Annotated in this window: 12 protein-coding genes and 2 pseudogenes; 8 read left to right on the top strand and 6 right to left on the bottom strand. The window is 68.7% G+C overall.

Translation table 11 applies throughout. The features are described 5' to 3' along the window. Nucleotides 1-570: 570 nt before the first annotated feature. Both EDD27_RS11525 and EDD27_RS11520 read right to left on the bottom strand, forming a co-directional pair. Nucleotides 571-789, bottom strand: a complete 219-nt coding sequence (locus EDD27_RS11525; RefSeq protein ID WP_127932404.1) for an EF-hand domain-containing protein — start codon at nucleotides 787-789, stop codon at nucleotides 571-573. A 27-nt stretch (nucleotides 790-816) separates the two neighbouring features. Further along, entirely contained in the window at nucleotides 817-2,031 is a 1,215-nt protein-coding gene (locus EDD27_RS11520; RefSeq protein WP_127932403.1) for an MFS transporter, read from the bottom strand. Between the two features lie 459 nt (nucleotides 2,032-2,490). On the opposite strand from EDD27_RS11520, the gene EDD27_RS56430 reads away from it, so the two are divergent. Continuing rightward, nucleotides 2,491-2,685, top strand: coding sequence for a hypothetical protein (locus tag EDD27_RS56430; RefSeq protein ID WP_241563977.1), 195 nt, complete (start codon nucleotides 2,491-2,493; stop codon nucleotides 2,683-2,685). Here EDD27_RS56430 and EDD27_RS58610 read toward each other — a convergent pair. Further along, nucleotides 2,648-3,085, bottom strand: coding sequence for a hypothetical protein (locus EDD27_RS58610; RefSeq protein WP_421917273.1), 438 nt, complete (start codon nucleotides 3,083-3,085; stop codon nucleotides 2,648-2,650). The two genes, EDD27_RS56430 and EDD27_RS58610, sit on opposite strands and share 38 nt — an antisense overlap. Before the next feature lie 65 nt (nucleotides 3,086-3,150). Between EDD27_RS58610 and EDD27_RS58605 the strand changes: the two are divergent. After that, a pseudogene (locus EDD27_RS58605) lies at nucleotides 3,151-3,477 on the top strand (hypothetical protein); the annotation flags it as partial. Between the two features lie 12 nt (nucleotides 3,478-3,489). Next, on the top strand, nucleotides 3,490-3,918 hold the full coding sequence (locus EDD27_RS11495) for a YybH family protein (protein ID WP_127932401.1): 429 nt from the start codon (nucleotides 3,490-3,492) through the stop codon (nucleotides 3,916-3,918). A 382-nt stretch (nucleotides 3,919-4,300) separates the two neighbouring features. On the opposite strand, the gene EDD27_RS11490 is transcribed toward EDD27_RS11495, so the two are convergent. Continuing rightward, nucleotides 4,301-5,035 (bottom strand): TetR family transcriptional regulator, encoded by a 735-nt coding sequence (locus EDD27_RS11490; protein ID WP_127932400.1) that lies wholly within the window; start codon nucleotides 5,033-5,035, stop codon nucleotides 4,301-4,303. Between the two features lie 83 nt (nucleotides 5,036-5,118). Here EDD27_RS11490 and EDD27_RS11485 point away from each other — a divergent pair, with 83 nt between their 5' ends. Beyond that, entirely contained in the window at nucleotides 5,119-6,018 is a 900-nt protein-coding gene (locus EDD27_RS11485; RefSeq protein WP_127932399.1) for an alpha/beta hydrolase, read from the top strand. A 229-nt stretch (nucleotides 6,019-6,247) separates the two neighbouring features. Next, a complete protein-coding gene (locus EDD27_RS11480) occupies nucleotides 6,248-8,938 on the top strand; it encodes an ATP-binding protein (RefSeq protein ID WP_127932398.1) in 2,691 nt (896 codons plus the stop codon). Nucleotides 8,939-9,040: 102 nt separating this feature from the next. Here the strand turns inward: EDD27_RS11480 and EDD27_RS11475 are convergent, their stop codons facing one another. Beyond that, entirely contained in the window at nucleotides 9,041-10,534 is a 1,494-nt protein-coding gene (locus EDD27_RS11475) for an FAD-dependent monooxygenase (RefSeq protein ID WP_164903576.1), read from the bottom strand. Between the two features lie 15 nt (nucleotides 10,535-10,549). Continuing rightward, nucleotides 10,550-11,013, bottom strand: a pseudogene (locus tag EDD27_RS11470) (TrmO family methyltransferase domain-containing protein). A gap of 98 nt (nucleotides 11,014-11,111) precedes the next feature. On the opposite strand from EDD27_RS11470, the gene EDD27_RS11465 reads away from it, so the two are divergent. The 3 genes from EDD27_RS11465 (at nucleotide 11,112) to EDD27_RS11455 (ending at nucleotide 12,900) form a co-directional block, all read left to right on the top strand. Further along, entirely contained in the window at nucleotides 11,112-11,666 is a 555-nt protein-coding gene (locus EDD27_RS11465; RefSeq protein ID WP_127932397.1) for an AAA family ATPase, read from the top strand. Nucleotides 11,667-11,706: 40 nt separating this feature from the next. After that, entirely contained in the window at nucleotides 11,707-12,303 is a 597-nt protein-coding gene (locus EDD27_RS11460; RefSeq protein WP_127932396.1) for an HXXEE domain-containing protein, read from the top strand. Between the two features lie 132 nt (nucleotides 12,304-12,435). After that, complete coding sequence (locus EDD27_RS11455) at nucleotides 12,436-12,900, top strand: SAM-dependent methyltransferase (RefSeq protein WP_241563975.1); 465 nt, start codon at nucleotides 12,436-12,438, stop codon at nucleotides 12,898-12,900. Nucleotides 12,901-12,920: the final 20 nt, after the last annotated feature.

Below are 12,920 nucleotides of genomic sequence, written 5' to 3'. Positions count from 1 at the left end.
TACTGGATGTTCCAAGCGGAACTCGCCTGACTGATCACCCCCACCCTCCACCGCATAGGTAAGGAGCAGCACCAGTGCCGCGATCGCTGACGGGAGCAGCGGCATCCCGACCAAGTCGGCCGTCATCCGGTGCGGTGTCCGTCCGGGGAGAGGACCGCGACCAGCAGCAACAGCGCCGTGGCGGCCAGTCCGAGGGCAGATACAGCACTCGCCAGCCATAGGCGTCCACCATCAGTCCACCCAAGGCATGCATGACCAGTCCACCCGCACCAGTGGCCGATCCCACAGCGCCACGGCACGGCGACGGCGCCGCTCATCATCGTGGCTCAGCAGTAGCGCCAGTGCTGACGGAATCATCAGAGCCGCTCCGAGGCCCTCGGCCCAGCCGTCAGGCCACCAGCATCGACCAGAGCGGCCCGAGGGCCATCATCAGGGCTGCACCGCTGAACGTGGCTAGACCCCGCCGCGCCCTGCCGGCCCGGGTTCCGTAGGTCGACGGGCCGCCTTTACGTGGCCAAAGGCTAGGGCCCGCCCCGGGAGTTTCGGGGTAACGAGCGCGCACGCGCGCCGTCACTTCTTCCAGGCCACCAGGAACTCCGTCAGCGAGATGCGCCCGTCCACATCCCCATCGTGCTCGTCCGAGGCCTTGAAGATCGAGTCGAGCTCGGCGGCGGTGACTTCCTCGCCGCGCGCGTTCATGGCGAGCGCGAACTCCTCGCGCGTGATGTATCCGTCCCCGTCGCGGTCGAACTCCTGGAACGTGGCGGTCGGGCCGTCAAGATCCGGCATGGGTGACCTCTCGGGGACGGTACCTGGCTATGACGAGGGTGCTCTGCGGGTCCGATGTTCACGCTGCGGGGATGCAAGGCTGGATGACCATAGGGAGGCGGCCATGAGCAGCGCGGCCAGCCCTCCGCAGATCATCACGGTGGAGACCGAGAAAGCGTCGACGACGCGGCCGCCGAGGAACGCGCCGAGAGCGAAGGTCGCCTGGAAGGAGGAGGTGAAGACGACCGTGGCGGCTTCGGGCGCGTGAGGGGCGGCGGTGATGAACGATGCCTGCGAGCAGACGGGCACGCCTCCATAGGCCAGGCCCCAGACCACGAGCAACACCAAGGCCCCGATGGTTGTGCCGCCGACCGAGGGCAGCAGCAGGGTGGTGGCCGCGATCAGGCCGCCGCAGGTAGCGAAGACGGCTCGCAGGCGCGTGGCAGCGGCCTTGCCGGCCAGGAAGTTGCCGGCGATTCCTGCGATGCCGTACGCCAGCAGGACGGCGCTGACGGCGGCGGGATGCAGGCCGGTGACGTCCTGGAGGAAGGGCGTGACGTAGGTGTAGGTGCCGAAATGGGCCAAGACGATGAGAAAGGTAGCCAGCAGGGCGGTTTTGGCGCCCCGGGTACGCAGCAGGCCGAGCAGGACGCGAGGGCTGGTGACCTGGTGAGCGGGCAGCGGCGGCAACAGCATCAGCAGAGCTACCAGGACCAGGGCGGCCAGCGCGGCGAGGACCAGGAAGGCGGTTCGCCAGCCGGCGAGCTGGCCGATGAGGGTTCCGGCCGGTACGCCGAGCACGGAGCCCAGCGGCACGGCGGAGAAGATCACAGCGGTGGCGGTGCCGACGGCGTGCGGCGGCATGAGACGGCCGGCCAGCCCGGCCCCGATGGACCAGAAGCCGCCGATCGTGAGGCCGACCAGCACCCTGGAGATCAGCATGACCCAGTAGGAGGTCGCCACGGCAGCCAGCACGTCGGCCACGGCGAGCACCGCCATGAGGACGCCCAGCATCACGCGGCGGTCCAGGCGCGCGGTGGTCAGTGTGACGGCGGGTGCGGCGATCGCGGCGACGATGCCGGGCAGGGTCATGGTCAGCCCTGTGATGCCGTCGGAGATTCCGAAGTCGGCGCCGATGGCCGTCAGCAGGCCGATGGGCAGGATTTCGCTGGTGACGATGGCGAAGATGCCCAGCATGAGCGACGTGACCGCGAGCCAGTTGATGAGGGGCGAGCGTGGCCGGGTGAGCGTGGTGGCTGACATGGTTTCCGTTCGGGCAGGTGCGCGTGGCGTGCAGGCACTCAGCCAAGCAGGGATGAAGCAGCAGGCACTGGCACGTTTCAGACGCAACCGTCGCCGTGACGACGTCTGGTGAGCCCGCGAGGTCTCCGGTTCAGCCGTCGCTTGGACTCGGCGAGTATGGAAAGGCCGGTCTCCCTGGGCTTCCACCCAAGACGACCGGCCCCATGCCACCGTCGGGACTACGTGGGCGTGTGAGCACGAGGCTCAGGAGGAAGCGCGTTCACGGACGACCACGGGCCGGACCGCTCGTCCAGCGCCGTCTCGGGAGCGCTGGGCCTGATCCTGATGATCTTCTCGGACAACGCCGTGCCGGCCGGAGCGGCTGTTCTGGTCTGAGGACTCGGTGCATCACTGGGCTTCCCCGTCGCGCTGCCGGCCGCGGGAGAAACCGGACCGGAACAGACCGCCCGCGTCAGCCTGGTGGCCACCATCGGCTACGTCGCCTTCCTCGTCGGCCCACCCGGCCTCGGCTTCCTCGGCGAGCACTGGGGCCTGCGCTCAGCCATGCTGGTGGTGCTCGCCTTCGTCGCCTCCGTCGCCTTCCTGGCACCTGCGGTCGACACACGCCGCCGTTCCGCTACGGCAGCAGCCGTACACGCTGACGACACTGCCTGAACCACGCGAGGCGTTGGCGTGGGCAGGTGAGCGGACCGTGCCCAAAACTGCTCCGTCCCATGATCGCCCCGCGCTTGCGAGCTCGAGCTGGCGGTGACCTCGACCGCCGAGCTGGGCAGTGCGGGCGGTGCCGAGGACGGGATCGAGTGTGCGGCCCAGCAGATACTTGATCGTCGCGTTCATGTTCACGCCGATGCCGCGGCGGGGCCATCGTCCGCAACGTCGCCTCGGGAGTGAGGTCACCGTGGATGACGGCGTGGCGCGGGTCCCCGCCACGCCGTCCCATCGCCTTCACGTATCCCGCGACGACCGCGTCGATGGTGACGTCCCCGGTGGCGTGCGTACCGACCTGGAACCCCTTGGCGTGCGCGATGGCGATGAGTTCGTGCAGGTTCGCCACCTGCTCCTGCACAGTGGAGCCGGCGATGACCAGGCTCCCGTAACTGCCGGCCGAAGCGACCTGGACGTCCACCCACGGTCCGTTCCATCCGCGCTCTCATCCTGCACCTGCTCCGGGAGAACCCGGGCTGGGGATATCGGCGGGTGCACGAAGAGCTCGCCACGCTCGGCATCACAGTCGCGCCCTCCACTGTCTGGAAGATCCTCAAGCAGGAAGGGCTCGACGGTGACCTGGGCGGCGGCACGTCACCAGGCCCGCCGCGTCGTCGACATCGCGGCCGCCCTCAAGGCCGGCCGCACCGCCTGATCCAGCGTGGCACCTCACATTCTGCAGGGCTGCGTCGTCGGGACTACTGGAACCACAAAGGCCGCTCTGCGGTCAGAAATTGTTGAATGGAGGATGCAATGACTTCGAACGATTCCGAAGTTAGAGCGCTCTTGGAGAGTCGAGTCGATGCCAGCCAGGAAAAGGACATCAATGCACTCATGTCACTCTATTCTTCCGACATCGTTTACTACGATGTCGTACCCCCTCTCCAGTTCATCGGGACCGAAGAAGTCCGCCGCAACTTTGTGCGGTGGTTCGATGGATACGACGGGCCCATCAGCCTGAAAACGCACGACCTCGCCATTGCGATAAGCGAAGATGTCGCCTTCGCGCACATGCTTCACCTGGACACCGGGAAGCGCACAAACGGGGTTAAGAGCGCGATATGGGCACGATCGACCGTTTGCTGCCGACGGATGAGCGGCACGTGGCTGATCACCCACGAACACATCTCTCTGCCGATTAATCCGGAGAACCTTCAAGCTTGGTTCCCGCCAGACATGTGAGCAAGTGTGCTCGTTTATCCGAGACAGCCGGTTGGATGAGGACAGCAGCCGTCCTCATCCAACCAGTCACAGAAAGCACGTTTCCGATGTGCGATCCTGCCCGCTGCGCCGCTGGCCTGGTTTTCAGCGGTGCTCCCGCCGACTGTCGGCCTCTCCCCCGCCGGGACGGACCAGGGAGGTGCCTTACGTTCACTCCTACCCTCTGACGGCAGGAACGCCGCGATGAGGGGCCTGGATGAGGGACCGGGTGTCCATCTCGGGAACGCCGAGGGTGATGCGGACGAAGGTCCACTCCGGTCAGCGGGGAGCTGAGGGGCGTCGAGTTGCTCGTCGGTGGCGGCCCGAGGCGTTCGCCGATCACCTAGTTTCGAAATCAAAATCTCTAAATCTCGTTTTTGAGACAGCGATAGATCGTCGCGCGGGAGACGTCGAAGCGGCGGGCGATCTCCTCGACGCCATGCCCTGACGCGTACATGCGCCTGGCATGGGCCGCTTGCTCCTCACTGAGGGCGGCAGGGCGGCCGCCGCTCCGTCCGCGCGCTCGCCCGCGGGAGGGGGGCGGGAGTGCCCCGGATCCGAGGAGGGCCCTGGCTCCGTCAAGGATGAGCTGCTTGAGCCGGTCGGCGGGCACGTCGCGGAAGAGCACGACAGGGTCGGCCAGGCCCGCCACCACCTGCGAGGCGCGCACACGATGTTCGAGGCCGCGCTCCGGGCCGGCGACCAGGTCGTTCGCCAGCGCGATCGCAGCGCGGAACCGATCCGCCACCGGCGCTTGGACCAGCAGCGTCATGTCCTTGACCAGCATGGTGAGCGTCTCCCGGTGGCGTAGGTGGACGTCGACGTAGCCCTCGATCGCCCGCCAGCGCACGGTCTCCGGATCGCCGTGCGACTCCGCCTCGGAGAGCGCCCCTTCGAGCTCGTCCAGCAGGGGCAGGGTAAGGCGGTGCAGGATCTCGTCCTTGGAGGCGAAGTGGTAGTAGAGGGCAGCCTTGGTGATGCCCACCCGATCCGCGATGGCCTGCATGGACGTGGCGCGGTAGCCGCCGGTGGCGAACAGCGTGCGAGCGGCCGCGAGGATCCGCTGGGGGGTCGCCTCGGCGGAGTCAGTAGCGCTCATAACACTCCTCTAGGACTTACCTTTGGTCAGGTGATCGGCTACGCTACTTACCCAGGGTCAATTTATGCCTTGGGGTGATCGGGATGTTTGAACGAGTCAAGGTGTCCTTCTCTTCGGCAGGCACCCGCTGCGCAGGCTATCTTTACCTGCCCGCCGGCCGTCCAGGACGGATGCCGTGCGTGGTGCTCTGCCACGGGTTCAGCGGGACGATGGACCGCCTGTTCCCGTACGCCGAGCGGTTCGCCGCTGAAGGGATTGCGGCCTTGGTGTTCGACTATCGCAATTTCGGCGAGAGCGACGGTGAGCCGCGGCAGCTCGTCGACATCGAGGGCCAGCAGGACGACCTGCGCGCCGCTGTCGCCTTCGCCCGCGGCCATGAGCACGTCGACCCCGGCCAGGTGATGATCTGGGGCAATTCACTCGGTGGAGGCCACGCCGTGTCCGTGGCAGCCGACGATCCCGCGATCGTCGCCGTGGTCGCGCAGATCCCGTTCAACGGATTCCCCAAAAGAGTCGAGGGCCGCTCCGTGGGGCAGACCCTCCGCCTCCAGGCCGCCATCCTCTGGGACGCCGTACGCGGCAAGCTCGGCCTGTCGCCCTACTACATCCCCATGGTGGGAAAGCCGGGCGAGCTCGCCGTCACCGCCACCGCAGAAGCGGACCAGCACATCAGGACCCTCACCGGCGAGCACGGCACCACCCTCTGGCGCAACAGCGTGGCTCCCAGGGCGTTCCTCGACATGGCGCGCTACCGGCCAGGCGATGCGGCCGAGCGGCTGAGCATGCCGCTACTCGTCTGCATAGCCGCCGATGACCGGGAGACGCCGCAAGAAACGACACGAGCACTGGCCGATCGCGCGCCGCACGGTGAGCTGCGGATCTACCCTGGCACTCATTTCAGCTTCTACAACGACCCCGAGACCAGGGAACACGTGCTCACCGACCAAATCGCCTTCCTTCGGCGCCACCTTCCCGCGAGTTGACATCCGCCGTCCGCGAGGGCGCGCGCCGGATCGCCGGCGGTTGCCGACCCGGCTGAAGCTGATCCGGATGATCCTGCTCGCGCGGGCTGCTTCGAGCTGCTCCTGCCGCCCTGCCCGCACGACCGACCGACGGCGGATCGTGAGGTTTCCGGCTCGCGGCGCGTAGCCATCGGCAGGCGCTACGTACCTCATACGTCACAATTACGGACAACCGTTTTCTTGGAGTGCCATGTTGTACGGGCGTCAGGCGGAGCAGTCGGTCATCGGCGAGTTGCTGGAGGGCCGGTGCGGCGCTCTGGTGGTGCGCGGCGAGGCGGGCATCGGCAAGTCGGCCCTTCTGGAGTGCGCCGCGGCGAACGCGCGGGTGCGGGTGCTGCGGGTGTCCGGGGTCGAGTCCGAGGCGGATCTGCCGTTCGCTGCCTTGCACCTGCTGCTGCGCCCGGTCGTCGATCACATCGAGGCGCTTCCGCCGCAGCAGGCGGAGGCGTTACGTGGCGCGCTCGGCCTCGGCGGCGCCACCCGGGGAGACCGCTTCCTTGTCGGGCTGGCGACGCTCAGCCTGCTTGTGGAGCTGTCGGCGACAGGCCCGGTAGTGTGCCTGGTCGACGACGCGCAGTGGCTGGACGGTGAGTCGGCCGACGCGCTGCTGTTCGCCGCACGCCGCCTGCATGACGAGCCCGTCGTCGTCCTGTTCGCCGCGCGTGAGGGCGAGTTCCCCACGCGGGGTCTGCCCGAGCTGCGGCTGAGCAAGCTGGACATCAAGGCCGCTCAGAAGCTTCTCGCCGAGCAGGCGGCGGATCTGCCGCCTGTCGTACGCGACCAGCTGGTGGCCGAAGCCGGGGGCAACCCGCTGGCGCTGGTCGAGCTGCCCCGCATGCTCACCCCGGAGCAGCGCAAGGGCGCCTTCGTCCCGCTTTCCTTCTCCCTCGGTACAGCGCAGCCGGTGACCGACAGGGTGCTGACCGGTTTCCGCGACCGGATCGCGGCGCTGCCCGACGCCACCCGCTCCTGCTTGCTGGTGGCGGCCCTCGATCACCACGACGAGCTCGACGTGCTCGCGCGCGCCGTCGGCCTGCTCGGAGCATCGCTGGCCGACTTCGCCGAAGCCGAGCGAGCCGGCCTGGTCCGGGTGGGCTTAGGGGGCGTGGCCTTCCATCACCCGCTGGTGCGTACCGCTGTGCTGCTGGTCTGTGACATCGCCGCCCGGATGGCCGCGCACCGGTCGCTGGCCGAGACCGTCGGCGACGACCGGCGAGCCTGGCACCTGGCGGCCGTCACCCTGCAGCCCGACGAGGAGGTGGCCGGGAGGATGGAGAGCCTGGCGCTGCGCGCCCGGCAGCGCGGTGGGCAGACGACGGTGTCGGCGGCCTACGCACGCGCGGCAGAGCTGTCCGCCGATCCTGCCGAGGCCGCACGCAGGTGGACGGCCGCAGCCGAGGCGGCGGCCGAGGCAGGCCTGTGGCAGCGTGCTCGTGAGCTGGTCGACAGGGCGCGGCGCCTGGGAGCCGAGTCTGCGCTGCACGGCCTGGCCCAGGTGAGAGCGAAGCTGGAAATCGAGGCGGGCCGGCCTCTGGAGGGCGTCCGCCTGCTGCTCGAGGGCGCCGAGGCGATCGATGACCTGCCCGCCAAGCTCTCGCTGCTCAGCCTGGCGGGCTTCTACACCTGGGCCAGCGCGTCCCACCCCGACCAGCTCGCGCTGGCCCGCCGTACCGAGGAACTGTGCCCGGACGGCGACGGGCTGGCCGCTGTGGTGCGCACGTTCACCCACGCCTTCCGCCTGATCCTCGAGGGTGACGCCGTGACCACGCTCACCTACCGGATGCCGGACCGGGCCGAGCGCATACCGTTCGAGCTGCGCTTCATCATCGCCTACCAGAGCATCGTCCGCGCCGACATCGAGGGCATGCTGAATGACTCAGCCCAGATCGTCGAGGAGTGCCGGGCCGAGGGACGTCTGGGCCGCATGCCCCAGGCCATGACGATCTTCACCATCGCGCAGCTCCTCAGCGGACACCACCGGTCCGCACGGTCCGCGGTGGCCGCGGGTCTGGCCCTGGCCGCCGACGTCGGCCAGCCGCAGTGGGGCAGCTACCTGGCGGGTGTGCACGCCTGGCTGTCCGCGATCGCCGGGGCGGAGGAGGAATGTGTGGCGATGGCCGCGCAAGCCATCCGGGACGCCGGCCACCGCAGGTGGATGCCGGGAGCGTGCTGGGCCGAGTTCGCCCTCGTGGCTCTGGACTTCGGGCTGGGCCGCTACGACGCGGTGCTCGACCGGGTGGATCGGGCCATGTCCGGTCCCACGCGCCATGCCTTCCTGTGGCGGTATTCCTGGCCGGACTACATCGAGGCCGCCGTACGGGTCGGAGATCCGCGGCGTGCCCGGGACCATCTGCGCCGCTACACGGAGTGGGCCGAGGCCACCGGCCGGTCCAGGCCGCTTGCCGTACTGCATCGGGTCCGTGCGCTGCTGGCCACGGACAGCGCGGCCGTGGGCCTGTACGAGCGGGCGCTGGCCCTGCACGCCGAGGGCGAGCAGCCCTTCGACGAGGCACGCACCCGCCTGGCCTATGGAGAGCGGCTGCGCCGAACCAGGCGGCGCGCCGAGGCGCGCGGCCAGCTCCAGGCCGCCATGGAGGCCTTCGACCGGCTCGGCGCGGTTCCGTGGTCTGACCGTGCGGCCGCCGAGCTGCGCGCCACCGGGATCTCCCTGCCGGACCGCTCCCGTGCCGGAGATCCACTGGACGTGCTGACACCGCAGGAGCTCCAGGTGGTACGGCTGGCCGTCACCGGCGCATCCAACCGCGAGATCGGCGCGCAACTCTTCCTGAGCCCGCGCACGGTCGCTTCCCACCTGTACAAGGCCTTTCCCAAGCTAGGGGTCTCCTCGCGCGCCGAGCTGGCCAGGCTGGAGCTGGCGTAGGTCAAATCCGCGCCTGGCCGGCCCCTGAGGTACGCCGTCGATCTTGCTGGTGCTTTCCTGAGCAAGCGGGCTGTGGTCAACCGCAGGGTCGGCAGGTCACCGCTACCGCCGGCGGGATGCACGCAGGCTGGGGGGAGGGCCCGCCCAGGTGGTCAGTGCGGCTTGGAGCGCGGCCTCGGCGTTCGGCTTGTCTGTTGCCCAGCAGAAGTAGCCGTCGGGGCGGACGAGGGCTGTGGTGCGGCGGTCGCCGGTCCAGTGGGCGCGTACGACCTGGTCGGGAACGGGCGCGTCCGCGTGCTGCCCGGCGGGAGTGATCAGCACGAACCTGCCGCCGCGCTGCAGCTCGTTGAGCCGTCCTTCCGCAAGCTGCAGGTCGGGGGCGCGTCGTCCGGTGAGCTTGTGGGCGCCGCGCGGGGCTTTGTAGGCGATGCCGATGCCGGAGATCATGGAGGCTGCTTTGTCGGCGAGTGGGCGGACGTTGCTGAGGATGGTTCCGGCGGTGGCGCGGAGCAGCCGGGCGGCGGACCCGTGCAGCAGTGCTGCGCGTACCAGCATTCCGCTCATCCGTAGCACGATCTTGCCTACGGCGTGCCGTTCGGTTTGGTAGGTGTCCAGGAGGTGGTCGTCTGCTCCGTCGCGCAGTACGGCCACGAGTTTCCAGCTGAGGTTGGCGGCGTCTTGCAGGCCGGTGTTCATGCCCATGGCGCCTGCCGGGGAATGCACGTGCGCGGCGTCGCCGGCCAGGAAGACCCGGCCGACGCGGTAGGCGGGCGCCTGCCGTTCGTCGCTGTGGAAGCGAGACTTCCAGCGGACTTCGGTGATGCGGTAGTCGGTGCCGAAGTTGAGCCTCAGCAGTTCCTTGATTTCTTCGACGTCCAGTGGCGCGTCGTCGGGCAGCTGGTGGTGCCGGTTCCATCCGGTGAGCCGGTGGAAGCCGTCGCCCATTTCGGTGAGCAACGCGAACCCGTCGGGGACGGCGTTCACCGTGAACGGCTGATCCGGCGCCTGCTCGAGCTTGAGGTCGGCCAGGATCAGCGAGCTCAGAATCGACTTGCCGGGGAAGGGCAGGCCGATCGCCTGCCGGATGGAGCTGTGCACGCCGTCTGTCCCGACGAGGTAGGAGGCGTGGTAGGTGGTGGACGGGCCGTTCGGATCCGCGTCCTTGCCGGGGACCGCGCGGGCCGTGACACCGTTCGGGTCCTGCTCCAAGCCGACGACCTTGGTGTCGTAGGCGAAGGTGACGCCGGCCGCGCGGGCTCGCCGTTCCAGCACGCGCTCGACCTCGTACTGCGGGATGAACAGGACGAACGGGTAGCGGCTGGGGAGGCGGGAGGGATTGAGCTGTCCCCGCTCGAACAGCTGCAGCCGGTTGATGGGGTGCCCGAGCTTGACGACCTCGTCCGCGATCCCGCGGGCGTCGAACTGCTCCAGCACGCGGGCGTGGACGACCAAGGCCCGGGACAGGTTGCTGATCTTGTGGGGGCGGGCCTCGAGGAGAGTGACGGACAGGCCTGCTTCGGCGAGGTCGCCGGCGAGCAGCAGCCCGGTCGGGCCTGCGCCCACGACCAGCACATCGGTGGTGTGTTCGGCGATCATATGGGACCCCTTGTCTCAGTAGTGGTTGCGCATCAACTCGGTCGCCCGATCCGGCTGCACGGCCTCGCCCTGCGGACCGAACTCGGCCATGTACGGCTTGAGGTCGAGGACCGGGCTGCCGTCGATGGCGTCCAGGCCTCGTACGCGCACGTCGAGGCCGTCGACGGCGAGCAACTGGCAGCGGGAGACGCCCAGCCTGTTCGGCGGTTCTTGGCTCGCTGCGCGAGAATGCCCACCCGCGGCCACTCCGGCTTGCCCCTGGGGCGCCGGGCCGAGGTGTGCACCGAAGCCGGCTCCACGAGGTGAAAGAGGAACACCACCTCCAGGTGCGAGAACGCGTCCAGCCCGGCGAGGGCGTCAGGCTTGAAGCGGGTCTCGTAGAGCCGGATCAACGCCTCGACGGTGTTCCAGTCGTCGTCGCACGCCTCGCTCCGCCCGCCGACGACGGTTCCCGCCGGCTGTGTCTCCACGATCTCCATACGACCGACCGTACGAGAGCGCAGCCGCTGCCGAATAGGTCACGATGACTGAAGTCGCACGCAGCCCTGGGGAGCCGGTTAGGTAAGGTCAGGGCATCATGATCGGCCGGAATGCGGAGATCGCCTTTCTGCAGAGGATGATCGCTGAGGCCGGCAGCGGCCGGGGCGGCACCGTTGTCGTGCGTGGAGAGGCGGGCATCGGCAAATCGGCGCTGCTGGAGGAGGCCGCGCGTACGGCTGGAGATGATCTGCTGGTGCTGCGGATCACCGGCGTCGAGGCCGAGGCGGAGCTGCCCTTCGCGACCCTGCACATATGGCCGTCCGACCTCGGCGATGGGCGCCGCGCCTTCCGGCTGGGCCGCGGGCAGGTACGGCCGCAGCAGCATCACGACGACCGCGACCGCCGCGGATGCGCTCGCGGCGCCCACGACGGGCCTGGACAGGCGGCCGGTGAGCACGCCACCACCAGCAGCCCGGCCGGCAGGAACGCGCCGTCGGTCAGCGAACGCAGCTCCAGGCGCACGTTCGCGGGATGGACGGCCTGCGCGCTCACCCGCAGCGGTGCCGGCACCTGCGAGACCCCGGCGATGACGAGTGTGACCTCGCCCGTCCCGAAGGTCTGTGTCACCCGACGGCGCACATCAGTCACGTGACGGAGGCGACTGATGGCGCCATCTTCCTACGGTTTCGGCCATGACCAAACGACCTGAACCCTACTCGGCGACCGTGATGGCGATGCTGGCCGCCGCCTTCTGCACCTGGGCACTGCTCACCCTCCCCATACAAGGTGCCGTCATCCTGGTGATCGCCAGCGTGCTGGGCTGGAGTGGGTGGATGACCTTCAGCTACACCCGCCCGGTGAAGTCCAGGAAAGTGATCGCCATCTACCTGTGCGCGGTGGGCTTCCAGCTCATCCACATGGCCGAGGAGTACACCGGCGGCTTCCCGCACGAGATCGTCGAGCTGTTCGACTCGCCACGGGACTGGCCGGAGAAGGAATTCCTGCTCGTCTTCGTCTTCGGCTTCGGCGCGCTCTACTTCTTCGCCGGCGCGGGCGCCCTCTACCGGATCCGGGTGGCCAACTTCTTCCTGTGGTGGTACGCCCTGGGCGCGGGCCTGCTCAACGGCATCGCCCACTTCGTCTTCCCGATCATCAAGGGCGGCTACTTCCCCGGCCTGTACACCGCCGGCGGCCACTTCATCATGAGCGGACTGCTGATCTACTTCCTCATCAAGGAGAACCGCCAGCTCAAGACCGAGGAGCAGCAGGCTCAGTCGCTGGTCAGATAGCGGGCCACGCGATCAGCTCCCTACCTAATCAGCCGGTGGGAGCCTCGCAAGCCTTCAGCAACCATGACTGATGCGGCCGGAACCGGCGGGCCGTACGGTCGTGATCAGCCATCTGACCATGGGAGGAACGCTGTGCGGACCATTGTGGTGGAGCCTGTCGGAACGGTCGTCGGCGGGCGCGTCGAGGCTGTCGACGACGACTGGAACACCGAACAGGCGCTGATCCGCCTCGACGGGACCCGTTTCGGGCCGGAGGCGCTCGCTGGGCTGGATGCCTTCTCGCACCTGGAGGTGGTGTTCCAGTTCCATCTTGTGGACCCGTCCTCGGTCAACACCTCTGCCCGTCACCCTCGGGGCAACCCCGACTGGCCCAAGGTCGGCATCTTCGCCCAGCGCGGCAAGAACCGCCCGAACCTACTGGGCGTCTCCCGCTGCCGCCTGCTCGCCGTCGAAGGTCTCGACATCCACGTGCGCGGCCTGGACGCCATCGACGGCACCCCGATTCTGGACGTCAAGCCCTACATGGCCGAATTCGGCCCGCAAGGCCCGACGGTGCAACCGGAATGGGCGACCGAGCTGATGCGCGCCTACTACTGACCCGGACCCGGAAGGACCAC

This window comes from Nonomuraea polychroma (genome assembly GCF_004011505.1).
Classification (GTDB): Bacteria; Actinomycetota; Actinomycetes; order Streptosporangiales; family Streptosporangiaceae; genus Nonomuraea; species Nonomuraea polychroma.
Note: the sequence above shows the minus strand (reverse complement) of the source record. Positions and strands in the feature narration are given on the sequence as shown.

What these genes read in the sequence shown, in the direction of transcription:
- EDD27_RS11525 (WP_127932404.1), bottom strand. Translation starts at nt 789, where the DNA reads ATGCCGGATCTTGACGGCCCGACCGCCACGTTCCAGGAGTTCGACCGC.
- EDD27_RS11520 (WP_127932403.1), bottom strand. Translation starts at nt 2,031, where the DNA reads ATGTCAGCCACCACGCTCACCCGGCCACGCTCGCCCCTCATCAACTGG.
- EDD27_RS11495 (WP_127932401.1), top strand. Translation starts at nt 3,490, where the DNA reads ATGACTTCGAACGATTCCGAAGTTAGAGCGCTCTTGGAGAGTCGAGTC.
- EDD27_RS11490 (WP_127932400.1), bottom strand. Translation starts at nt 5,035, where the DNA reads ATGAGCGCTACTGACTCCGCCGAGGCGACCCCCCAGCGGATCCTCGCG.
- EDD27_RS11485 (WP_127932399.1), top strand. Translation starts at nt 5,119, where the DNA reads ATGTTTGAACGAGTCAAGGTGTCCTTCTCTTCGGCAGGCACCCGCTGC.
- EDD27_RS11480 (WP_127932398.1), top strand. Translation starts at nt 6,248, where the DNA reads ATGTTGTACGGGCGTCAGGCGGAGCAGTCGGTCATCGGCGAGTTGCTG.
- EDD27_RS11475 (WP_164903576.1), bottom strand. Translation starts at nt 10,534, where the DNA reads ATGATCGCCGAACACACCACCGATGTGCTGGTCGTGGGCGCAGGCCCG.
- EDD27_RS11465 (WP_127932397.1), top strand. Translation starts at nt 11,112, where the DNA reads ATGATCGGCCGGAATGCGGAGATCGCCTTTCTGCAGAGGATGATCGCT.
- EDD27_RS11460 (WP_127932396.1), top strand. Translation starts at nt 11,707, where the DNA reads ATGACCAAACGACCTGAACCCTACTCGGCGACCGTGATGGCGATGCTG.